Annotated in this window: 21 protein-coding genes; 4 read left to right on the top strand and 17 right to left on the bottom strand. The window is 62.9% G+C overall.

All coding sequences use genetic code 11. The annotated features are described in order from the left end of the window. Positions 1-87 precede the first annotated feature (87 nt). The 9 genes from M1D44_RS11125 to M1D44_RS11085 form a co-directional block, all read right to left on the bottom strand. Positions 88-426 carry a hypothetical protein gene (locus M1D44_RS11125; protein ID WP_024976448.1) on the bottom strand — a complete coding sequence of 113 codons (339 nt, stop codon included), beginning with the start codon at positions 424-426 and terminating at the stop codon, positions 88-90. Between the two features lie 25 nt (positions 427-451). After that, complete coding sequence (locus M1D44_RS11120) at positions 452-2,434, bottom strand: type II and III secretion system protein family protein (RefSeq protein ID WP_112185624.1); 1,983 nt, start codon at positions 2,432-2,434, stop codon at positions 452-454. Between the two features lie 109 nt (positions 2,435-2,543). Then, positions 2,544-3,395 (bottom strand): Flp pilus assembly protein CpaB, encoded by an 852-nt coding sequence (gene cpaB / locus M1D44_RS11115; protein ID WP_024976446.1) that lies wholly within the window; start codon positions 3,393-3,395, stop codon positions 2,544-2,546. A gap of 49 nt (positions 3,396-3,444) precedes the next feature. Next, positions 3,445-4,884 (bottom strand): P-loop NTPase family protein, encoded by a 1,440-nt coding sequence (locus M1D44_RS11110; protein ID WP_316853225.1) that lies wholly within the window; start codon positions 4,882-4,884, stop codon positions 3,445-3,447. A 61-nt stretch (positions 4,885-4,945) separates the two neighbouring features. After that, complete coding sequence (locus M1D44_RS11105) at positions 4,946-5,491, bottom strand: A24 family peptidase (RefSeq protein ID WP_316853226.1); 546 nt, start codon at positions 5,489-5,491, stop codon at positions 4,946-4,948. Positions 5,492-5,580: 89 nt separating this feature from the next. Then, positions 5,581-5,751 (bottom strand): Flp family type IVb pilin, encoded by a 171-nt coding sequence (locus M1D44_RS11100; protein WP_024976443.1) that lies wholly within the window; start codon positions 5,749-5,751, stop codon positions 5,581-5,583. Between the two features lie 46 nt (positions 5,752-5,797). Continuing rightward, positions 5,798-5,968: a Flp family type IVb pilin gene (locus M1D44_RS11095; RefSeq protein ID WP_004629689.1), complete on the bottom strand. Its 171-nt coding sequence runs from the start codon at positions 5,966-5,968 to the stop codon at positions 5,798-5,800. Positions 5,969-6,116: 148 nt separating this feature from the next. Further along, the gene (locus tag M1D44_RS11090; RefSeq protein WP_004629688.1) at positions 6,117-6,284 is read right to left on the bottom strand and encodes a Flp family type IVb pilin; all 168 of its coding nucleotides are present in this window, start codon (positions 6,282-6,284) and stop codon (positions 6,117-6,119) included. Positions 6,285-6,414: 130 nt separating this feature from the next. Continuing rightward, positions 6,415-6,648 carry a hypothetical protein gene (locus M1D44_RS11085; protein WP_316853227.1) on the bottom strand — a complete coding sequence of 78 codons (234 nt, stop codon included), beginning with the start codon at positions 6,646-6,648 and terminating at the stop codon, positions 6,415-6,417. Between the two features lie 600 nt (positions 6,649-7,248). On the opposite strand from M1D44_RS11085, the gene M1D44_RS11080 reads away from it, so the two are divergent. Genes M1D44_RS11080 through M1D44_RS11070 form a run of 3 tightly spaced genes read left to right on the top strand, consistent with a single transcriptional unit; the run spans position 7,249 to position 10,857 of the window. Next, positions 7,249-8,520, top strand: a complete 1,272-nt coding sequence (locus M1D44_RS11080) for a glycosyltransferase family 87 protein (protein WP_316853228.1) — start codon at positions 7,249-7,251, stop codon at positions 8,518-8,520. A gap of 7 nt (positions 8,521-8,527) precedes the next feature. Then, entirely contained in the window at positions 8,528-9,844 is a 1,317-nt protein-coding gene (locus tag M1D44_RS11075; RefSeq protein ID WP_024976440.1) for a glycosyltransferase family 87 protein, read from the top strand. After that, positions 9,844-10,857 (top strand): glycosyltransferase family 2 protein, encoded by a 1,014-nt coding sequence (locus tag M1D44_RS11070; protein ID WP_316853460.1) that lies wholly within the window; start codon positions 9,844-9,846, stop codon positions 10,855-10,857. Before M1D44_RS11075 ends, M1D44_RS11070 begins: the two co-directional genes overlap by 1 nt. A gap of 258 nt (positions 10,858-11,115) precedes the next feature. On the opposite strand, the gene M1D44_RS11065 is transcribed toward M1D44_RS11070, so the two are convergent. From M1D44_RS11065 to M1D44_RS11030, 8 genes are all read right to left on the bottom strand, one after another. Then, entirely contained in the window at positions 11,116-12,177 is a 1,062-nt protein-coding gene (locus tag M1D44_RS11065) for an acyltransferase family protein (RefSeq protein WP_316853229.1), read from the bottom strand. Between the two features lie 9 nt (positions 12,178-12,186). Beyond that, a complete protein-coding gene (locus M1D44_RS11060; protein WP_316853230.1) occupies positions 12,187-13,287 on the bottom strand; it encodes an acyltransferase family protein in 1,101 nt (366 codons plus the stop codon). Beyond that, positions 13,284-14,456, bottom strand: a complete 1,173-nt coding sequence (locus M1D44_RS11055; RefSeq protein WP_316853231.1) for a glycosyltransferase family 87 protein — start codon at positions 14,454-14,456, stop codon at positions 13,284-13,286. Before M1D44_RS11055 ends, M1D44_RS11060 begins: the two co-directional genes overlap by 4 nt. Before the next feature lie 210 nt (positions 14,457-14,666). Then, the gene (locus tag M1D44_RS11050) at positions 14,667-16,046 is read right to left on the bottom strand and encodes a sigma-54 dependent transcriptional regulator (protein WP_024976435.1); all 1,380 of its coding nucleotides are present in this window, start codon (positions 16,044-16,046) and stop codon (positions 14,667-14,669) included. A 1,125-nt stretch (positions 16,047-17,171) separates the two neighbouring features. Then, a complete protein-coding gene (locus M1D44_RS11045; protein WP_024976434.1) occupies positions 17,172-17,696 on the bottom strand; it encodes a TPM domain-containing protein in 525 nt (174 codons plus the stop codon). A gap of 15 nt (positions 17,697-17,711) precedes the next feature. Further along, positions 17,712-18,569, bottom strand: coding sequence for a TPM domain-containing protein (locus tag M1D44_RS11040; RefSeq protein WP_316853232.1), 858 nt, complete (start codon positions 18,567-18,569; stop codon positions 17,712-17,714). A 13-nt stretch (positions 18,570-18,582) separates the two neighbouring features. Continuing rightward, entirely contained in the window at positions 18,583-19,209 is a 627-nt protein-coding gene (locus tag M1D44_RS11035) for a LemA family protein (RefSeq protein ID WP_024976432.1), read from the bottom strand. Between the two features lie 105 nt (positions 19,210-19,314). After that, positions 19,315-19,518 (bottom strand): hypothetical protein, encoded by a 204-nt coding sequence (locus M1D44_RS11030; protein WP_316853233.1) that lies wholly within the window; start codon positions 19,516-19,518, stop codon positions 19,315-19,317. 91 nt (positions 19,519-19,609) lie between these two features. Between M1D44_RS11030 and M1D44_RS11025 the strand changes: the two genes are divergently transcribed. Continuing rightward, positions 19,610-20,518: a 4-hydroxy-tetrahydrodipicolinate synthase family protein gene (locus M1D44_RS11025; protein WP_316853234.1), complete on the top strand. Its 909-nt coding sequence runs from the start codon at positions 19,610-19,612 to the stop codon at positions 20,516-20,518. Positions 20,519-20,555: the final 37 nt, after the last annotated feature.

The raw sequence follows: 20,555 nt of genomic DNA, 5'->3' as shown, positions 1-20,555 counted from the left end.
TGTGTGTCGTTGCATCGCGCCGTGACAGGGCTGGCCTGGTATCAGGCTGGCGATGGCGGATGCTGTTTGGGCACCCGCCAAGTGCTGTCAGCGCGAGAAGCTACCGGACATCCCGCTACCGCCGTACCCGCCGCTGCCGAATCCGCCGTACCCACCGCTGCCGGTGCCAGTACCCCCAGCGGGGAAGCGGGTCATCGAGCGGTCATAGTTGCTCATGGCGGCCACTGCGGCTTTGCCGTCATAGCCATTCAGCGCGGGCAACCCGGCCGGTGCGTCGGGATTGATCACCTGTGCTTGCTTGACGCTGGTGACGGCCTCGCCGAAGTGCTTGTCCCAGTTGGGTGTCGTGGTCATGCAGGCAGTCAGGGCCTGGCAAGCCAGGATCACGAGTGCGGCGCGTTGCAGGTATTTGAGATTGGTGTTCATGGCATATCTCCACATGGTTCCCGGGTTAGCGTGTCTGCGGGGTTGTGGTCGTATCGGCCACTGCCGTCTGCCGGCCCTGCGTCTTGGTTCTGGCCTGGGCCAGCCGTGCTGCGGTGGCTTCGATTCGGGCAACACGCGCGGCGTTGTCGTCCGTGGGCGCCGGGGCCGATGTTGTGGCGGGCGCGGCCTCTGCAACCGGTAGCGTGGCCGCCGGCTTTTCTGGCGTGACGTTTGCCGGCTGCGTGGGCGGGGCGATGCTCACCTCAGTGCGCGGGGCAGGGATGGCCTGGGCCACCGGGGCGGGCGCAACCGGGGCCGGCATCGGCGCCTGCGAGCTGGGCGCAGTGGGTGCGCTCGGTGCCTGTGCGGGTGCCTGCGGTGCCGTGGCAGGCGAAGCGGCCGTTGCTGGTTTGGCTGCGCGGTTCTTGGGGCCGGAGCCTTCCATGTTGCCCGTCAGGTAGACGGCAAGCTCGTTGGGCGTCGAGAAGCTGTCAGTCGGCAGCGGATACGAGGCTGTCTGCATTGGCTGCACCAGTCGCGGCGTGATGACGATGACCAGCTCCGTCAGATCATGCTGGAACTGCGTGCTGCGGAAGAGCGTGCCCAGGACGGGGATTTCACCCGCGCCAGGCAATGCCTTCAGCGAGCCGCGTGCGTTGTCTTGCAGCAGCCCACCGATGGCGAAGCTCTCTCCGTCACGCATCTGCACGGTGGTGGACGCGCGCCGCGTGGTGATGAGCGGCAGGATGGTCTGGCCGTTCGTGTTGGCACCAGTGACAGTTGCGCCCGTGGGCGAGAGTTCCGACACCTCCGGTGCCACCTTGAGGTTGATGCGGCCATTGGCCATCACGGTTGGCGTGAACTTCAGGCCAACGCCGTATTCCTCTTCTTGCAGCGTGATGGTGGGTGCGCCGCCTGAGCTGCTGCTCTGCGCAACCGGGATGTAGATCTTGCCGCCTGCCAGGAAGCTGGCTTCCTGCCCGCTGAGCGTGACGAGATTCGGCTCGGCAAGAATCTTCACCAGGCTGTCGTTCTTTTGCGCATCCAGCTCAACCTGGAAGGGCCGGTTGTTCGCCTTGTTGCCAAAGAGCGCGGTAGACGAGCCGGTCAACAGGGAGGTCAACAGGCCGCCGCTCCACGAGCCGAATCCGCCTTGGACATTGAGTGCCGAGCCCAGCTGGTTCAGCAGGGTCTTCGACACTTCCGCCACCTTCACTTCCAACATGACCTGCTGCGGCGTATCCACGATCATCATATTGATGACGCTGGCGCCGCTGCCGCCTGCGGGTGCACCGGCTGCGCCACCGCCCTTGTCTGCGCCACTCTGTGCGGAGGCTGCATAGGCGTGTGCGATTTCCATGGCTTGCTGCGCGGCCTGCGCGCTCGACACGTTGCCGGCGAGTACCAGGCTGTCAGCCGCGGTCATCACACGAATCTTGCTTTCCCCTGGCATCAGCTGCGCGAGCGAGGTCTGCAAGCCGCCTGCATCTGCGTTGACCACTACATTGACGATGCTGCAGGCGCCGCTGCGACCCTGCACGATCATGTTGGTGGTGCCCACACTGCGGCCCAGCAGATACATCGATTGCGGCGACACCATGGTGGCCTGCACCACGGATGGATTGCCAAGGGTGCGATTGCGCACGGGCTCCGGTAGCGAGATGAGCGAAGACTTGCCAACAGGCACCACTACGCTGCTTTCGCCGCGCACGGCGCCTATGCAGTTTGGCCCCCGTACGTCAGCCACCGGCGCAGTCGCCAGCGCCGGGTTCATGCTGATCGTCATCTGCACTGGCGCGGATGCTCCGGCGCGGGACTGCATCACGACCGGTGCCGTCGTGGACTTGGCTACGGCACCTGCTTCCATGGCCGTTTGTGCTGTCGCGTGCGTTGGCATGCAGAGCATGGCACTGGCGGCACTTGCCAGGACGAGCAGGCGTGTGCTGCCGAGGATCTGTCCGCTACGTGGCGCGACAGTGGCGACATTGGTTTTTTGGTTCGTCTTCATATCTCCCCCCCCGAGGGTCTGCTGCACAGGATGAAAATGCGGTTGATACGCTGTGGCTGGTTAACCTCTACGTTGCAATGCGTGTTGAAGGACTGTCAGGTATGGCGGGTCAGAAGCATTCCATGCTGCCTTGCACGCCCGCCAGTACACCGATGCAGTCGCGTTGCCGGATCGGGCCCGAGGCAACGTGGCGCACCTTGGCGGTTGCACGTGTCGTGCTGACCATCACCACCTTGGGTGCGGGCTCGGCTGCGGGCGTGCCCAGCAAGGTGCCCTTGGTGGCGCCGCCGGTTGCCGTGGCGGCCACGTCGACCTGATTGCGCAGCACCAGCGAGAGCGTTCCGACGCTGCGTGCCACATCGAGCTTCTCTGCCTGATCGGGTGTCACTTCCAGCGTGACCGCGTTGACGACCTTGGGTTGCGTGTCGTCGCGGCTGACTTGCTGTGCGACTGCCAGCACCAGGATCTTTTCCAGCACGATCTTGGAGATGCTGTTGTTATTGTTGTTCGCGCTCTTCGCTTCTTCATTGGTGTTGACGATCACGTCGACCAGGTTGCCGGGCAATGCGAAGCCCGCTACGCCCACCACATCATTCACACGTACGGTAATGGCGCGCTTGCCTTCCGCGATGACGGCAGAAAGCCCGCCCTTGGTGCCGATGGGTGCAAGCTTGCTCTCCAGAATCGGTTCGCCTTTCTGCAGGCTCGCGCGCACCACGCGCCCTTGCAGCGCCTTGGGATCGTCAAACGTGCCCGGTGGCAAGCTGCCGGCTGGCCAGCTGACCATGCGCAATTGCTCATTGCCCAGCGGTTGGCCAAGATCCATGTCGCTGGCGGCCACCGCGACTTGTTTGACGGAGCTGGATGATTGCTGAGACAGCCAGCGTGATGCAGAGACAACGGCCGCGATCCCCGCTACCAATGCGACGACCAGCATCACGATTGCACGCGCGTTTTTCATGATGAGTTCCCCCTTCTGAGATCAATAGAGCGGATCGGATCGGCAAGGCTCAGGTGCGAGCCTGCTTGTCCTGCCGCCAGCCCATGCCCGCACTCATGGAATCGGTTGTCTTGAAATCTGTGTGCGAACAGAAGTAGATGTCCCATGCCCGGCGCAGCGCCTCTGCGGTCACCTCGGGCGGCCCACCGTGGTACTGGACTGCGGAGGCCACCAGGCGCAGCAGATCGCGCGGAATGCAGGCCAGCAACGGTTTGCCGCTGCCCTCGTGCAGCGCTTCGCGCAGGTAATTGAAGGCGGCATCTGCGTTCTGCAGGCCGAGATCCTGCGCAGCGCGCAGATAGACCTCGCGGTAGTCGGCCACCGAGAGCGGGCCTACGTAAAGCTTGCTGCCGAGCCGGCGCAGGAAGGCGTCGTCACCCAACTGTGCCGGTTCAAGGTTGGTCGAGAAGATCGGCCAAACATCGAACGGCACGGAAAACCGAACGCCATTGCGCAGCGAGAACATGTCGACGCGGCGGTCCAGCGGCACGATCCAGCGGTTGAGCAGTTCGCTCACGCCCACTTGCTGGCGGCCAAGGTCATCGACGATGTAGATGCCGCAGTTGGCCTTCATGTGCGGGGGCGCTTGATAGAAGCCGGTCGTGCCGTCATAGCGCAGCTCGAGCATCTCCAGCGTCAGCTCGCCGCCGGAGAGCACCGCGGGCCGATGGCACATCTGCCAGCGGCGATCCAGCGGGCGCCGGGCCACGGGGCCTTCTTCGTCTTCCTGCGCCACGTGCACGAGTGGGTCGAAGATCTGGATGATCTCGCCCGCGATCGTGATGGCGTGCGGCACCGGCACGGCGCCGGGCAGCAGCATCCCGAGGTGCTGGGCGAGATAGGTCTTGCCGCCGCCGGCAGGGCCGTAGAGCATCAGCGCGCGGCTCGTGTTCAGTGCGACGCCCACATCGTCGAGCAGGTCCGGCGGCATCACGAACGTGCTGAAGGCGGTGGTGACATCAGTCTTGGACAACGATGCGAACTGGATGGAGTGCCGTTGAACGGATTCAACATAGGCTTCCAGCGTGACGGGCGCGGCGCCGACATAGCTGCAGCGCGCAGTGAATTCAGCGGCGCGTGCATAGCCGGCGTCGGTCAGGTGAAAGCGCACGTCCAGGTCGTTGGCGCCACGGTGGGCGACTTCCAGCATGCGCTCGCGCACGGCGTAGGCCGCCACTTCATTGATGACCATGGCGGGCAGCTTGATGGTGTCCATCAGCATGACCAGCGTGGCACTGCGATGCAGGTAGGCCACTTTCATGAGCAGGCCGAGCAGCAACGAGATGTCCAGGCCCGTTTCGGCCACGGTGCGGGGCAGGATGTGCCAAGGGGCAGCGGGCTCGCGACGGGCGGCGTCCAGCCCGGTGGGCGATGGCACGGCCTCGAGCGAGCGCGGCGCATGTTGGGCGTGCCCGAATTCTGTGTGCTCGATTCTTTGGTCCCCGATCATCTTCATCACCGTTTGGCTGAGTGAATACGAAGTGCGCGCCAAGATGTGCGAATTGCGCGCATCAGGCCGATGCAAACAAGACTGCAATCGTGCCGGCGGCAATCGCAACGCCGTACGGCAACGTGCCCACCGACCAAGAGGCATCGGCTTGCGGCGTTGGCGCGCCGGCTTCCCGGCTGACCTGCGCCGACGTCAACAGGACGTCGCGCAGGTTCCGGCGCAGCTGCGCCATGCGCTTATGCCGGAGGGTAAATACCAGCGCCCAGATGCCACCGATCACGAACGTGGCCATTGCAATCTCAAAAGCCATGAACGCACCAAGCCAGGCACCTACGGCGGCCATGAGCTTCACGTCGCCCGCAGCCATGCCGCGCAGCAGATAGAAGGGCAGGAAGATCGCCAGGCCCGTAAGCCAGCCGCACGTCCACTCCAGCGCGCCATTGCCGAAGCCATGGATTGCGACCTGCAACGGCAGCGCCGCAAGCCATGCACCTAAGGTCAGCCAGTTCGGGATGCGGCGATGCTGCGCGTCGATGGCCGCCGCTATCAGCGCCACGCCCATGGCAACGGGGGCAATCATTGACGAGAGCAGGGTGGCGTCGTTCATGGTGTCCTCGGGTTCTTTGGTGTGGTTGCGTGTTCAGTTCAATGGGGTCGGGTCGTGCAAAAGTTGTAGTTGTTCGGTGCAGCGCAGCATCACGGGATGGCCGCAGCGATCATTTCGTAGAGAGACTTCACACTGCTACCCAGCGCCACGACGGAGCCGAGAATGACGATTGCGATAAGCGAACCCAGCAGTGCGTACTCGATCGAGGTCACACCTTGATCGTCGCGCAGCCACTTCCTCGGGTTGATTGGCTTGTGCATGCTGGTCTCCTGTGTAGCGCTGGTAGCTGACCGCGTTGGCAGTCCGCTAGAGCGCGGCTGCAATGTTGGAGAACACCGTACTCAGATTCGTGCCGACGAGCTGAACTGAAGCGATGATCACCACGGCGATCAACGCCGCGATCAGGCCGTATTCGATTGCAGTGACGGCTTGTTCGTCGTACAGGAACTGCTGTAGAAGCGTGCTGTAGCGGTTCATGACAATCTCCCTTTGACCCTGGCAGAAGTTTTGCCCGTTGTTGCTGGGGCGTGGGTTGCCATGTTCGTGGCGACCCACGCTTGCACTCGCTTGGCATGCATTGCTGGGCATCAATGCAGTGAGCCTCGCGTTTGCAACATCGGTGCACTTACAGTGCCGCGGCGATGTTGGAGAACACCGTGCTCAGGTTCTGACCCACGAGCTTGACCGAAGCGATGATCACGACTGCGATCAGGGCGGCGATCAGGCCGTATTCGATGGCGGTCACGCCATCTTCGTCACGGGCGAATTGCTTGAGTGCGTTGAGGTAGTTCATGACAATCTCCTTCGGTGGAAAAAATGCGCGTTCGAAAAGCCAGAATGAAAGAGGTCATGTCGGCGGCGCACAGATGGCACAAGCATGAAAGGGCCAGCAGCCTTGGCTGCCGTCACCTGCCCGCAGGAACTCACGTGACACGCACCGTGCGGTGTTGCGCAGCGTGCTGTCCCGTGTGGGCGATGTGAGCGTGTTGTTGGCCGGCATTTGTCTCGATCCCTTTTTTCAATTCGATGCTTTGAATTGGAGATTCCGTTTCGCTTCGCCTTCTGCTGTGAACTTGCTGCTCCCCGTTCAAGGCGGCGGTGACGATGTCTTGCGATCTGGCATAGGCAAAAGCCGGGCCACCCTCGCGCACTTCCATGTGCGACAAGGGTTTGCGGGCGACTGACAGAATTCGGGGGCGTGTGCCTGGTGATTGATGGCCGCGTTCTCGGGGGCGGGGTTGCCAGGGGGAAACGCGTGGCGTGGTACGTCGATTTGGATGAGGCTACGTAGGGATGACGCAGCGCAGGGGTGCCCTCATTCAAATGGACAGGTGGGGGGGTAGCGTAGTGGATGGTGGAAATCGCCGTCGGGTAGGCTGGGGGTCTGCGTGAGCCTCCTCACAGTGCCCCAGCCGAGGGTGTGTCCATAGCCGGGCGACGTTTCCGGATGGAAACGTTGATCGATCCTCCTGGCGTATCGCTCGGATGGTTGCGCGCAGCAAGGCCGTAGCCACAACGCATCGCGGGAAATGTCCCCGTGCTTCAGTGCTGAAACGTCGATGCAATTTCGACGCTCGGGCGGCGCTAAACACAGACCACAGGCGCGTGCCCTGCCTTGCCTTATCCGAGTGCGCGAACAAGACTGGGCTCTAAGACCCGCACGCGGCGTGAAGCTGTCGCGCGCGTGACGAAGCCCCACTCAGCGCAGCGCAGACATCGTGTGCGGCGCATCACCCGGAACCGACGCGAGGAGCAGCATGAGCCAGAGATCTGTGCGTCTGCCAGCCGCGCGCAGCACCGCTGCAGCAACTCGTGCAACTGGTGAGGATGCTGCTGGCCACTGGATCGACCTGGCCCGAGTGCGCGCCTACAGCGGTGCGCTGCTGGTTCTGTTCTGCGTGCTGCTGCTTGGCTGGGCCTGGACGAGCAACGGCTTTACCGATGTGACGATGGCGCGTCCTGGAACGGATTTCTCTGCGTTCTGGGGGGCCTCCCATCTCGCGCTGACGCAGGGGCCCCTGCATGCATATGACGTGCGCGAACTGACTGCGGTGATCGCCGAGCATGGAACGTTGGGAAAGGGAGCCGAGCTGATCCTTCCCTGGCTCTATCCGCCGACCTTTCTGCTGATGGTCTTGCCGCTGTCGTTGATGCCGCTGACTTTGAGCTATCTGCTGTTCCTGGCCGGCACGGGGCTCGTCTATTTCAAATCGATCAGCATGTTGACGGGGGCACAGCACCCGTGGCGCCAAGGGTTGTGGTTGCCTGTGCTGGCCGCTCCGGCAACGCTCATCACCATTCTTGCTGGCCAAAACGCGCTGTTGACGGCCGGTGTGGCCGGGGCTGCCGTGTATCAGCTGGACAAGCGTCCCGTCCTTGCCGGTGTGCTGATCGGATTGCTTGCCATCAAGCCGCAACTGGCGGCGTTGTTCCCGCTGGCCCTGGTGATATCGCGTGCATGGAAGGCGCTGGCCAGTGCGCTGCTCACGACCGTGGCGTTTGCGAGTGTCAGCGTGTTGGTCTGCGGCTGGCGCACGGTGCCGGCGTTCCTTGCCAACGCGCAATGGGTGCGGGCGAGCTTCATCGAGGGTGGCGCCAACCTATGGTGGGGCATGCCAACGCCCATCGCAGCCGCCCGGCTGGCCGGGGCGAGCGTGACCGGTGCGTACGCCGTACAGGTGCTGACAGCGCTGGCGATGGCCGCCGCGATGGCCTATGTCTGGCGGCGGACGACGGCGTTTGAGTTACGTGCTGCGGCGCTGGCGATTGCCACGCTGATGGTGTCGCCATATCTGCGTGACTACGAGCTGACATGGCTGGGGCTGGCCATTGCCGGTTTGGTGGGCGACGGTGTGCGTGATGACAGTGGCAGTGGCCTGTCGAGCGGCGAGCGGGCGCTGCTCGTTGTGGCTTGGCTGCTGCCGATCTATGAGCACGCCAATCCGTATCTGAAACTGCCGCAGATCGGGCCGCTGGTTCTGATCGCCATGATGGCGCTTGTTGTGCGTCGCGTGGCAACGCGGGTGTGAGGGCGCCATGGCCATCACCTTGAACCTTCTCAAGCACAGGGCGCCCGAGGGGACGACGGCGTCTCCAGTGGCCGCCGCGGGTGCTCGCCACTGGTTGGGCCCGGACCGCGTGCGCGTGTACTCGATGGCTGCGCTGGCCTGCTACGTCGCGTACTTTGTAATCTGGGCCGTTCGCGCCAGTGTGTTGCAGGTCGCGGGCGTCTTTCCGCTTGGCGGCGATTTTCTGGTGTTCTGGAGCGCCGCGCAGTTGGTGCTGCAAGGGCACCCACTCGCTGCCTACGATGTGGCCGTGCTGCACAGTTTGGAGCTGGCCACCGTCCCTCTGGTGGCGACTACCCAGGGCTTGTTGCCCTGGTTCTATCCGCCAACGTTCCTGCCCTTCGTCGCGCCCTTCGCGCTGCTGCCGTACTGGCTTGCCGTGCTCGTCTTCCTGAGTATGAGCGTTGGCTGCTTCCTGTGGGTTGTCAGTCGGATCGTGCCTTGGCGGCAGGCATGGCTGCCGTGCGCGGCCTTTCCCGGGATTGCAGTTGTGCTGGCAACGGGGCAAAACGCGTTGCTGCTGGCGTCGTGTGCTGGCTTTGCGCTCACGTTGCTGCATTCCCCTCGTCCAAAGCGGCCCGCTAGCCCGGTCGCAGCGGGCATGTTGCTGGCCCTGCTGACGGTGAAACCGCAACTGGCTGTGATGTTTCCGGTGGCACTGATGTGCGCCAGATCCTGGAAAGCGTTGATTGCAATGGCGCTGACCTCACTCGCGCTGGCAGTGCTGGCGCTGGCAGCGTTCGGCCCGCAGTCGTTCATTGCCTTTCTGCACAACGCGGCGTTGGCGCGCTCGGCAGTGGAATCCGGCGCAGTTCATCTGGAGCGCATGCCGACCCTCTTTGCCATGGTCAAGATGCTGCACGGCAGTGTGATGTTGGCCTACGCGCTGCACCTGATGGGGGCCTTCACGGCTTGTGCCGCAGTCGCGTACGCCTGGAGCCGGCCATGCAGCTTTGCATTGCGCGCCGCGGCTGTGCTGACGGCAAGCATGCTCGCCAGCCCCTACCTGTACGACTACGACCTGGCGTTCCTGGGTCTAGCCATTGCCTGGCTGGCCTCTCATGCCTGGCGGGAAGGGTGGCTGCCCGGTGAACGTGAAGGGCTGATCCTGCTGTGGCTTCTGCCGCTGGGCGGAATGCTCCTGATTGACCGACTCGGCTTTCAGCTGATGCCGCTTGTATTGCTTCTGGCACTCGCGCATATCGCGCGCCGTATTCATCTTGAGCGCACACGCAACGCGTTACACAGCCGCGTGCCAAGGCGCCTTGGACGGGGAGAACAATGATGTTGGATACCAAAAGAGACCAACTGCTTTCGCTGGTCGTGCCGTTCTACAACGAAGGCGAGGCGCTGGAGTCCTTCTTTGCACGGGTCGTGCCGATCCTGGAATCGATCGAGTTCACACAGTTCGAGATCGTGTGCGTGAACGACGGCAGCAAGGACGACACACTGCAGAAGTTGATCGCGGTGTCACGCATGGACGAGCGTGTACGGGTGATCGATCTGACACGCAACTTCGGCAAGGAAGCCGCGCTGACGGCCGGCATTGACGAGGCACTTGGCGATGCCGTCATCCCAATCGATGCTGATCTGCAAGACCCGCCGGAACTGATTCCCACCCTGGTGGCACACTGGCAGAAGGGGGCAGAAGTGGTCCTCGCACAGCGCGCCAGCCGTGCCTGCGACACCTTCCTCAAGCGGGTAACTGCTGCCGCGTACTACCGCGTCCACAACACGTTGTCCGACCTGAAGCTGCCGGAAAACGTTGGCGATTTCCGCTTGATGGACCGTGCGGTCGTCAATGCCCTCAAGCAGTTGCCCGAGCGGCACCGATTCATGAAGGGCCTGTTTGCGTGGGTGGGTTTCAACACCGTGATCGTTCCGTACGAGCGCGAGGCACGCAGCGCAGGTCAGTCGAAGTTCTCCGGCTGGCGCCTGTGGAATTTCGCGCTGGAAGGCATCACCAGTTTCAGCACCTGGCCGCTGCGTAGCTGGACGTATATCGGTTTAGCCATTGCAAGCCTGGCATTTGTGTACGGCAGCTACATCATCGCACGCACGATGGTTCTGGGTGTGGATGTGCCCGGCTACGCCTCGCTGCTGTCGCTGTTGCTGTTCTTTGGTGGCTTGCAATTGATCGGGTTGGGCGTGGTGGGCGAATACATTGGCCGCATCTACGACGAGGCCAAGGGGCGCCCGATCTACCTGGTGAAGCGCCGCTATCAGGAGCGCCGGCTGCGCAACCGGTTGACAGGTGAGCGGCGCGTGATTCAGATGATGCGAGGTCAGCGCGGTTAGGTGCGTCTGGGCACAGGGGAGTCCACACCGGACCCGGCGCGTCACCTGACCGTCCATGCTCTGGTCGCATTGATGCTCCGGGTTTTGGTTCCGCGACTGGGCCGTGTGGTTTTACGTCCTGAAGGGGGCCCGCGCGGCGATCGGGCACGATGTGGCGTGCGTTGCATGGTCTCGTGGCTGCGCCGGCCGCTCCGATCATGGTCCTTCTATGAACCACGCGTTGAAGAACGGCTTTGGTGACGCGCAGCGCTCGCCTGCTTATTGTTGCGGTTCCTTGATTTGACTGTAGACCGGTGTTGCTTGAGCACTCGATTGCGCCCACCGATTGAATCGGTCTCGGAACGGCACTTCTACGTACTTGTGCAGCAGGTGTGCGATGCCGAACGTCCAGAAGAGGAACAACGCATAGGGAATGAGCCTGTCGTTGAGGCCAGTGCCGGTCGTTGCGCCGAGCATCTGCAGGAACCAGACACCATGCCCGAGGTAGAGCGCGTATGAAACCTTGCCAAGATACTGTGCGGGGCGGGTCTGGAGGAGGTTTGCGATCGGGCCACGATCGGCTAACAGCGACCCGATCAGCATGGCGAACACCAATGGCGCAAACAGCGCTGAACCGGGCAGATCATTGGCAAACATAACCATCGATAGCGATGCGGCCGATGCTGTGAGCTGAATGGCGCGTCCCCTCGCCAGTGCCGCGACCCGATCCCTGAACTCGCAGATCAGCGCACCTATGAAGAAGCCGGCAAGGCAGCGCGTCCAGCCGAAGTTGAACGTCATGCCAAGGCACTTTCCGGTGAGCAGGCAGCGATCGATGCTAAGCGTGATCCAAACGGCAAGCGCATATCCGATCAGAGCAAGCGCAGCGAAGCCCGCGATGCGCGCTTTGCCTTGCAGCAGGAAGCAGAGCGCGCCAAATGCGAGGTAGACGAACATTTCATCGCTGATGCTCCAGCCTACGAGGTTGCCCACGCCGTTAGGGAACAGGTTCAAGCCTTGCGACATGGTTACGAGCGCGAGCACTTCGCCAACCGACGGAACACGATAAGCGAAGGCAATGGCCAGTGCAGACGTTGCGATATGCGCTGGCCAAAGACGCCCAACGCGGCGGATGGCAAACGTGCGCAGCTGAGCCCGGCTCGTTAGTTGCCCGCCATAGGCCCGACAGATCACGAAGCCGCTCAAGACGAAAAACAGATCAACACAGAGGTATGCGCTGTCAAATTGCCGATGCGGTGGTGCGTAACACATATGGTGGAACACGACGAACAGTGCTGCCACGCCGCGAAGACCTTCCAGGCTTGTGACTGTGGTCCGCATTGGTGTATCTCACGCCTGCTTGTTCTGATTGCCAATGACGCTGTGTTGGTGCTCGTGCAACGTAACGCCGGCAACCCCTTGAGCGGTGGGTATGGCTGCGCCAGGCATGGCTTGAGCCCACCGATTGAACCGGTTACGAAACGGCAACTCGACGTAGTTGTGCAGCAAACTGGCGGAGGCAAACGCCCAGAAGAGAAATAGCGCGTAGGTGACAAGTTGCTGCTTGAGCGCGACGTCTGCCGGCATGCTTACGACAAGCGGCAGCATGACGCCATGCGTAAGGTACAGCGGGTACGACACCTTGCCGAGATACTGCGCGGCCGGTGTTTGAAGGATGCGGGCGACCGGGCCGCGGTCACTGATGAGCGCACCGATCAGCGCCCCGAACGTCAGTGGCGCGGTCAGTGCAGACCCGGGAAGGGCATCTGCCGAGATGAGCAGGAACAGCGCTGCTGAAAACGCCGTCACCTGAAAGACGGGGTGGCTCGCCCAGGTAATAAGGCGATCTCGGAACTCATAAATGAGGGCACCGATGAAGAAGCCTGCAATACACCGCAGCCAGCCGAATTGGTGAACCAACTTACTGAGGCAGCCGCCCTGGAGAAGACAGGCTCGGTCGATCTCGATCCAGGCGGCCAGCGCCCACGCCGTCAAGGCTAACGCTGCGAATACCACCATGCGGGTGCGGCCGCGCATCAGGATGCAACCCGCACCGAACAGAAGGTAGACGTACATTTCGTCGCTGGCGCTCCAGCTCACGGCGTTGCCGATGCCGGCCTGGAAGACGTTCAGGCCCTGCGACATGGTGGCGAGTGCCAGCGTCTCGCCAAACGCCGGCAGATGGCGGGCCACGACGAGGGCCAGGACCGTGGTTGCGATGTGCGTTGGCCACAGACGGCCAATGCGGCGGATCATGAACGTGCGCAGCGATGCGAGATTCGACAACTGCGGGCCACACGCGTTGCTGATGACGAAGCCGCTCAAGACAAAGAAGAGGTCTACCGCAAGATAGGCATTGGCAGAGAGCGGGTGCGGCCATGCGCAGAACATGTGATGCACAACAATGAACAAGGCCGCGATGCCGCGCAGGCCCTCAAAGCTTCTGTTCACGCCGTTGTCCCCTGCGCCGGGTTGGATGCGTGTGCGCCAATCGCGGCAACGGGTGGTGTTGCAGCGTCAAAACTTTCGTGTGGTGCGATCACGCGTTGTGGCGCACGCGCGCGCCTCACGATGATGGCGAGCAAGGCCACCAGCACGATCGGCGCCCATTGCCCTGTCCGGTGCGAAAGCACAGCGAACAGGCCTTGTGCAGGCACCAGCCAGGCGGCAAGCAGCACCGCATTTTCGAATCGGTTGCTGCTGTGGCGCACAAAATCGACCGCAAGCCAAGCCATCGGCAAAGCGAGCCAGGCGAGGTCGTAGTAGATGAGATAGGGCTGCACCATCAGCGTCGCAACGGGCAGTGAGGCAGCGCGCAACTCAAAGCGGCAGGTGCTGCGCCATAACCAAACACAAACCGCAATCACCAGCATCGCCACGCCGGCGTGAGCCGCATATGACACCGTGGTCGAGTACCCGGCGGACCGCAGCGTGCCGAACACCGTTGGCGCGCCGTACAGGATCACGCCACCGTTCTCGACAATAGCGTGGCGGAACATGGCCATGCTTCTCGCGGCGGCAACAAAGGTGGCTGTGCCAAATGCGAGCCAACTCACCACCAAAGTCAGCATCGAGAAGAACGCCGCCGATGCGAGTGCGCGCCACTGGCGCTCGCAGAGCAGGTATAGCGGGAACAGGATGCCCAGTTGCGGTTTGATGCACAGCATGGCGATGCAAGCACCTGCCGCCACCGGAGATCGCCGCAGAAGCACCAGCGCCGCACCCGCAACTGCTGCGGTGAAGAGCGAATTCTGCCCCGTGACCAGCGTGACCCACACACCAGGAAACGCAACCGCCGGAATGAGCCAGGGCAGCCGCAGCGCGTCTGGCACCGACCGCAGCGTTTTGTTGAGCATCCCCAGATAGAGCGCAATGCCGCAGCCCGAGAAAGCCACTGTGGCCGCACCAAACGACAACATGCCGATCGGGTAGATCAGCAGCAGAAACGTTGGCGGATAGGAGAACGGCCCAAAAATGTCGGGCGGCAGGATGGCGGCTTCCGCAGCGCGCAACAACCCCCAGTCATAAGCTGCTGTCGCGCCGTGCGTGATGGCCAGGTTGGCGGCACTCCAGAAGACAGCCAGATCCCACCCCGGCGAGGGAATGGTGGTGTTTTGCAAGATGTGGTGGCCCCACCACCACATGCCGAGCAGGAAATACTCAAGGAAGAGCAGGGCCCCGCCATACACATACAGTCGGCGGGACCCCTGCCAACTTCCCCCCCTCGCTCCCCTCGATTTCGGCGCTGTGTCAACCCGCGCCGTCTCCTGCTGGCTGACTGACATGGTCCGCCCCTGTTTTTTGTTCTGTCCCCGCCATCCGCCTTGCCTTTACCCTTGCACACACACCATCCCAAGTTCGCCCTTGCGGATCTGCAGCTTGTGCTCGCGCATCATCCGGAACAGCGTGACGCGTGAGATGCCAAGCTCTTCGGCCACGTCGATGAGTCGTTCATGATTGCGTTGCAGGGCTTCTTTGACGGCACAGCGCTCGGCTGCTTCCCGGGCCTCGGCCAGGGTAGGCGGGTGCGAGGGCTCGACGGGCGGCTGCAGGTCGAGATCGGCCGGCTTGATGATGCCGTCTTCGCACATGGCAGCGGCGTGCCGGATGCGGTTGATCAGCTCCCGCACATTGCCCGGCCACGTGTGCGCGCTGAGTGCACGCAGTGCCGCCGGTGAGAACCCCTTGATGTGTTCGGGCGAATGGCCACGCACGCTGTTGAGGATGTGTTCGGCCAGCAGCAGGATGTCGGTGTCGCGCTCGCGCAGTGCAGGTTGCTTGACGCGCAGCACGCAGAGGCGGTGGTAGAGATCGCCCCGAAAGCGTTCGGCGGCGATGGCCGCTTCCAGGTCGACATGCGTTGCCGAGATGACACGCACGTCGACGGCAACCGACTCTGTACCGCCCAACCGTTCGATGCAGCCGGTTTCCAGAAAGCGCAGCAGGCTGGTTTGGCTTTCCAGCGGCATATCGCCGATTTCATCCAGGAAGAGGGTGCCGCCGTGCGCCAGTTCGATGCGTCCGGGCTTGCGCTTGACGGCGCCGGTGAAGGCGCCCCGCTCATAGCCGAACAGTTCGGACATCAGCAGCGTGGGGGGGATGGCCGCGCAGTTGACGGCGATGAATGGCTGGCCGGCGCGGCGCGAGGCGCAGTGGATTGCGCGTGCCGCGAGTTCTTTGCCGGTGCCGGATTCGCCCGAGATCAGCACGGGCGTATCCCATTTCGAGACCTTCTCGATGCCGCGGAACAAGCCCTGCATGGCGGGGCAGTTACCGATCATGCCATCGGGGCGCAGCGCATCGCGTGTGAGCGTTGCCGCCGGGCGCAGGTTTGCCATGCCGACGGCGTGCCCCAGTGCGTGTGCCAATTCGGCGCTGTCGCACGGGATGTTGTAGTAGTCGACAAAGTACAGGCCGAGCAGCTTGCGCATCGGGTCAGACAGCATGTCGCCGTTGCCGACCACTCCGATCCAGCCAATGTTCTGCCGGGCAAGCCACGGTTCCAGTTCTTCCAATTCGGTGTCGGAGTAACCGCAATCCAGATCCAGCAGACCGCCCAGGACGGGCTCATCGCGCAGGTTCAGCGCTTCAAGGTCGCGGCGGTTGTTGGCGAACAGCAGTTGCCAACCCTGTTGAGCCAGGTAGCGGCAACGCGTTGCATCGTGACGCAGTGAAACATAGAGCAACGGGCGATTGATGTACGCGTTCATGTTTTCCCCCAACGTTTTTCTATGGAGCCGCGCACTGCTGTTGCGGCCACCAATGGACTGCCAAGTCAACCGTCGGACAAGGGCGGAAAGCCGTCCGTCCGCAAATGCAGTCTGGGGGAGAAACCTCTTTGCACCATGCGGCTGTCGGCGTGCGGTGCATGCCTGGCAACCTGGCGGTCTCGCTTGTTCGAGACTGGCTTTGTCGTCGGTTCGCACCGACGTTACCCCCGGACAACTTCTAATTCGACTTTCACTACGACGAGTGGACTCCCCTCGCATTGCCTGAGGCCGTTATGAATGGCTGTATCAGGCGTGTTCTTGGGTGCTTGGCCATCTGGTGTGGCCGATGCACCGCCTTCGTTCTGAGCTTCCCCTCGGAGTGCCTTTGAATTTGCACTCCGTCTTGACTCTGTCCTGCGGTCTCGGCGGCGGCGTTGCATGCCGCTCTGGTTTGATTGCCGAGCCTCCGGATCACTGATTGGCCTTGCTGGCCCGGACAGTAGAGCGACGACCATGCCACGGCGGATAAACCGTTGAGCCACAACGATTCCAGCCGGAATCAAGGTGTTTGCAGTGGCAGGCGCTAGTCGGATGTTTCGAATTGGATACGTGCCGGATAGCGGCGGTGGCTACTGAAAATCGCCTCAGACCGAGGTGTTTTGTGCGCAAAACATCGCGCAAACGGACGCAAAAAGTGACTTTTAATGCTTGTTGCGGTGCGAAAACTCGGGGACAACCAGAGGGGCCTCGAATGGTTGCATTCATGAAACATGGGTCGCAAATCCTGCAATCCAGAGACCGTGGCAGGTGCCTTCGTATCGCACGACGCACATGTGCGTCGCGGAAATGGCGTAACGGCTTCTCGGCGATGTGGGTGACGGCACCGCAGAACATGAAGCAGATGCCTGAGGCGCGGCGCCCATCATGTCATCCTAAAAGATGAGACGCCTGATTGCCTGGGCGTGTTGCCCATGCGTTCCTTCGCGCGTGCGCTTTCGTATCAGAACTGAAACACGTGCCGTGGATGTGCACCAGCAGCCGGGTCTCTGCGAAACAAGGCGACGGATGTGGCGGCAGATCCGTGCTTGGGACGCTGCTTTGGCTGCCTCACTCAACGTAGCGCCGTTACAGCACGACCGGCCGGTCGCTCAGCTCATTGGTGCGCGGCGTGCCATCGGAAGGCACGTGTGCGGCGAGGAGGTCGTTGATCTGCGCCAGCGCATCGAGCACCGGCGCCATGGCCACGCGCTGCGCGAAGCCGCGCGTGATGATTTCGCAGATGGTGCGCCACGTGTGTGCGTCGACTTTCGCGGCGATCCCGTGGTCGGCCAGGATCTCAACCGCGTGGTCGGCCAGGTTGATGTAGAGCAGCACGCCCACGTGTTCACGCGTATTCCACACCTCCAGCAACCCGAACAGCATCCGGGCGCGGTGACGCGGCGACACGCCGGCCCACGCGTCGCGCACTGGCAGCGAGCTTTCGATGACGACGCGCACTTCGCCGCGATGGCGTTGTTCGCCTTCGCGCACGGCGGCTTCGAGCTTTTGCAGATCCTCGGGCGGAAACGCGCGCCTGGCGTGCGACGAGGTTGTCAGCAGGTGGGTCAGGGCGCGGCCGGCGCCGCGGTGATGTCGGGTTGTGGATGTCATGGATGCGTTCACCGGTTACCAGTTGCCGGAGGCGCCGCCGCCGCCGAAACCACCGCCGCCGCCTCCGCCGAAGCCGCCGCCTCCACCGCCACCGAAGTTGTCCCGGTCGCGTCCCCATTCGCCGCCCAGGCCTCCGCCAAGGCCGCCAATCGTGCCCGGGCCCCAGCCGCGGTTGCCCATCATCACGCGGGAGCCGGGCCGGCCGGGCAGGCTGCCGGTCACGCGCCCGCCCGAGCGCATGGCCGCGCTCAGCACGAAGAACACGATGATCGCCAGCGGAAACAGCACCGGCAGCCAATCGCCGATGCCGCCACCGGATTGCTGATGCTTCGCTCGCTCAGCCGGCGGCAGGCTCTCTTGCGCAATGACGGTCTGGATGGCCGAGATGCCCGCTGACAGCCCGCCGTAAAAATCGCCTTGGCGGAAGTGCGGCGCCATCACGTCCTGCAGGACGCGCTTCGATTGCGCATCCGTCAGCGCCCCTTCCAGCCCCCGCCCGACCTCGATACGCATCTTGCGCAGCGACGCCGGGTTGTCCTTGGCAATGAGGATGATCGCGCCGTCGTCCACGCCCTTGCGGCCGGCCTTCCACGCATCGGCCACGCGGATGCCATACGCCTCAATGGGTTCCGGCGCGGTGGACGGCACCATCAGCACGAAGATCTGGCTGCCGCGCTGCTGTTCGTAATCGGCCAGCACCTGTTCGAGCGCGCTTTTCTGCTCGGCGCTGAGCGTGCCGGTCAGGTCGGTCACGCGCGCAGCCAGCGGCGGCACGGCCACCATGTCGCTTTGCGCGCGCGCAGGCAGCGCAGTGGCCAGCCATAGGGCCGCAGTCAGCAGGAAGGCGAAGCAGGCACGTGCGCGCATCGACATGATCGTCAGCTCGTCAGAACTTCACCGCCGGGGCAGTGGAGATACCTTTCTCGTTCTCGACCGTGAAGTTCGGCTTGACTTGGTAGCCCATCACCTTGGCCGTCAGGTTGGTCGGGAAGCTACGGGCCAGCACGTTGTACTCCTGCACCGATTTGATGTAACGCTGGCGGGCCACCGTAATGCGGTTCTCGGTGCCTTCCAGTTGCGATTGCAGATCGCGGAACGACTGGTCAGCCTTGAGCTGCGGATAGTTCTCCGACACCGCCATCAGGCGCGACAGCGCGCTCGAAAGCTCGCCCTGCACCTGCTGGAATTTCTGGAACGCCGCCGGATCGTTCAGCACCTCCGGCGTGATCTGGAAGCTGGTGGCTGCGGCGCGCGCCTTGGTCACCGCTTCGAGCGTTTCCTTTTCGTGCGAGGCATAGCCCTTGACCGTATTCACCAGGTTCGGAATCAGGTCTGCACGCCGCTGGTATTGGTTGACCACCTCGGCCCATGCGGCCTTGGTGGCTTCGTCCTTCGCCTGGAAATCGTTATAGCCGCACGCAGACAGGAAGGGCGCAGCCAGCACGGCCAGCGACAGTGTCAGCCAGCGCAGCACCGAAAAACGCGTCGAGCGGGAGGTCAGGGCAGGGGTCATGAAGTCCTCTAGATCTGAATCTGAAAAGAGTGTGGCATGAGACCGACATCGCCTCATGACGTTTCAGCGCACTTTAGCTTATGCGCTTGACGCTCCAGTCACACATCAGTACGGTATGGAGACTTTTTTGACAATTTCCATGCGCGCGATTTCCCGTTCCTCGTCGATCTGCTCGGCACCGGCATTCAGCCTGTCGGTCGCGTCGACGCTCGCGCGCGCCAAAAAAGCCACCAAACAGCCGCTCGTCTGACCGGAGCGCTGTTCCGTCAGATGGGCGACGGAACAGCGGTTGACCGATACGTTAGACACGGTTGCCTCTCACCTGCATCTCGCGGGCCTGCATTCCCGAAGCGCTTCTGATGGTTCTTGACCGGTCGTTGATTCGTCCAGGAGTGTTGTCGTGCTTGAAAATTCATCCATCAATCTGTCGAACCACCAACGTCCGTCGTATGCGGGCATCTGGGTGCCCATCGTGACGCCGTTTGCCGATGACGCGGCGCGGTCTGTCGACTACGGCGCACTGTATACATTAGTTGCGCGTTACCGCGCGTTGGGCGTTGCCGGGTTTGTTCCGTGCAGCAGCACGGGCGAGGCCATCGCGCTTTCCGAGCAGGAACAGGCCGACGTGCTGGATACGGTACGTGCCGCCGCCGGTGGTCTGCCTGTGATGATGGGGTTGCCCGGCAGCATATTGGCGCCGGTGCGCGAGCGCATGCTGCGGTTGGCCGAGCACCGCCCCACGGCGTTCCTGGTGTCTGCGCCTTCCTACATTCGTCCGTCGCAGGACGGGATCATCGAATACTTCACCGCATTGGCCGACGCCTCGCCCGTGCCGGTGCTGCTGTACGACATTCCGTATCGCACCGGCGCGAACATCGACACCGAAACGCTGCTTGCGCTGGCGGCGCATCCCAACATCCATGGCATCAAGGATTGCGGTGGCGATACGGACAAGACGCAGCGCGTGATTGCCGATGGGCGGTTGCAGGTGCTGGCGGGGGAAGACGCGCAGGTGTTCGGCACGCTGTGTGCGGGCGGCGTGGGGGCGATCATTGCTGCCGCGCATGTCCGCACGGAGCTGTTTGTCGAGATGGCAAGGGCGGTGCGAGAGCAGCGGTTGAACGACGCGCGGCGGTTGCATCATGCGCTGGCGCCGGTGATTCGGTTGCTGTTTGCAGAGACGAATCCGGGGCCCCTGAAGGCTTGGCTTGCTGCCGAAGGGCTGATTCGGAATGTGTTGCGGGCGCCGATGATGATGGCTTCTGAGGGGGTGGGGCGGGAGTTGGTGGGGGTGGTTGGGAGGGTTTGAGTTTTTTTGTTGGTGGTCCATCCCGCTTTCGTACCCT

It is taken from the genome of Ralstonia sp. SA306 (genome assembly GCF_054792405.1).
This window is presented reverse-complemented; position numbering and strand designations above follow the sequence as displayed.

Bases quoted from the DNA above. Each gene is read 5' to 3' on its own strand.
- M1D44_RS11125 (WP_024976448.1), bottom strand. From the start codon at position 426: ATGAACACCAATCTCAAATACCTGCAACGCGCCGCACTCGTGATCCTG.
- M1D44_RS11120 (WP_112185624.1), bottom strand. From the start codon at position 2,434: ATGAAGACGAACCAAAAAACCAATGTCGCCACTGTCGCGCCACGTAGC.
- cpaB (WP_024976446.1), bottom strand. From the start codon at position 3,395: ATGAAAAACGCGCGTGCAATCGTGATGCTGGTCGTCGCATTGGTAGCG.
- M1D44_RS11110 (WP_316853225.1), bottom strand. From the start codon at position 4,884: ATGATCGGGGACCAAAGAATCGAGCACACAGAATTCGGGCACGCCCAA.
- M1D44_RS11105 (WP_316853226.1), bottom strand. From the start codon at position 5,491: ATGAACGACGCCACCCTGCTCTCGTCAATGATTGCCCCCGTTGCCATG.
- M1D44_RS11100 (WP_024976443.1), bottom strand. From the start codon at position 5,751: ATGCACAAGCCAATCAACCCGAGGAAGTGGCTGCGCGACGATCAAGGT.
- M1D44_RS11095 (WP_004629689.1), bottom strand. From the start codon at position 5,968: ATGAACCGCTACAGCACGCTTCTACAGCAGTTCCTGTACGACGAACAA.
- M1D44_RS11090 (WP_004629688.1), bottom strand. From the start codon at position 6,284: ATGAACTACCTCAACGCACTCAAGCAATTCGCCCGTGACGAAGATGGC.
- M1D44_RS11085 (WP_316853227.1), bottom strand. From the start codon at position 6,648: ATGGAAGTGCGCGAGGGTGGCCCGGCTTTTGCCTATGCCAGATCGCAA.
- M1D44_RS11080 (WP_316853228.1), top strand. From the start codon at position 7,249: ATGAGCCAGAGATCTGTGCGTCTGCCAGCCGCGCGCAGCACCGCTGCA.
- M1D44_RS11075 (WP_024976440.1), top strand. From the start codon at position 8,528: ATGGCCATCACCTTGAACCTTCTCAAGCACAGGGCGCCCGAGGGGACG.
- M1D44_RS11070 (WP_316853460.1), top strand. From the start codon at position 9,844: ATGTTGGATACCAAAAGAGACCAACTGCTTTCGCTGGTCGTGCCGTTC.
- M1D44_RS11065 (WP_316853229.1), bottom strand. From the start codon at position 12,177: ATGCGGACCACAGTCACAAGCCTGGAAGGTCTTCGCGGCGTGGCAGCA.
- M1D44_RS11050 (WP_024976435.1), bottom strand. From the start codon at position 16,046: ATGAACGCGTACATCAATCGCCCGTTGCTCTATGTTTCACTGCGTCAC.
- M1D44_RS11045 (WP_024976434.1), bottom strand. From the start codon at position 17,696: ATGACATCCACAACCCGACATCACCGCGGCGCCGGCCGCGCCCTGACC.
- M1D44_RS11040 (WP_316853232.1), bottom strand. From the start codon at position 18,569: ATGTCGATGCGCGCACGTGCCTGCTTCGCCTTCCTGCTGACTGCGGCC.
- M1D44_RS11035 (WP_024976432.1), bottom strand. From the start codon at position 19,209: ATGACCCCTGCCCTGACCTCCCGCTCGACGCGTTTTTCGGTGCTGCGC.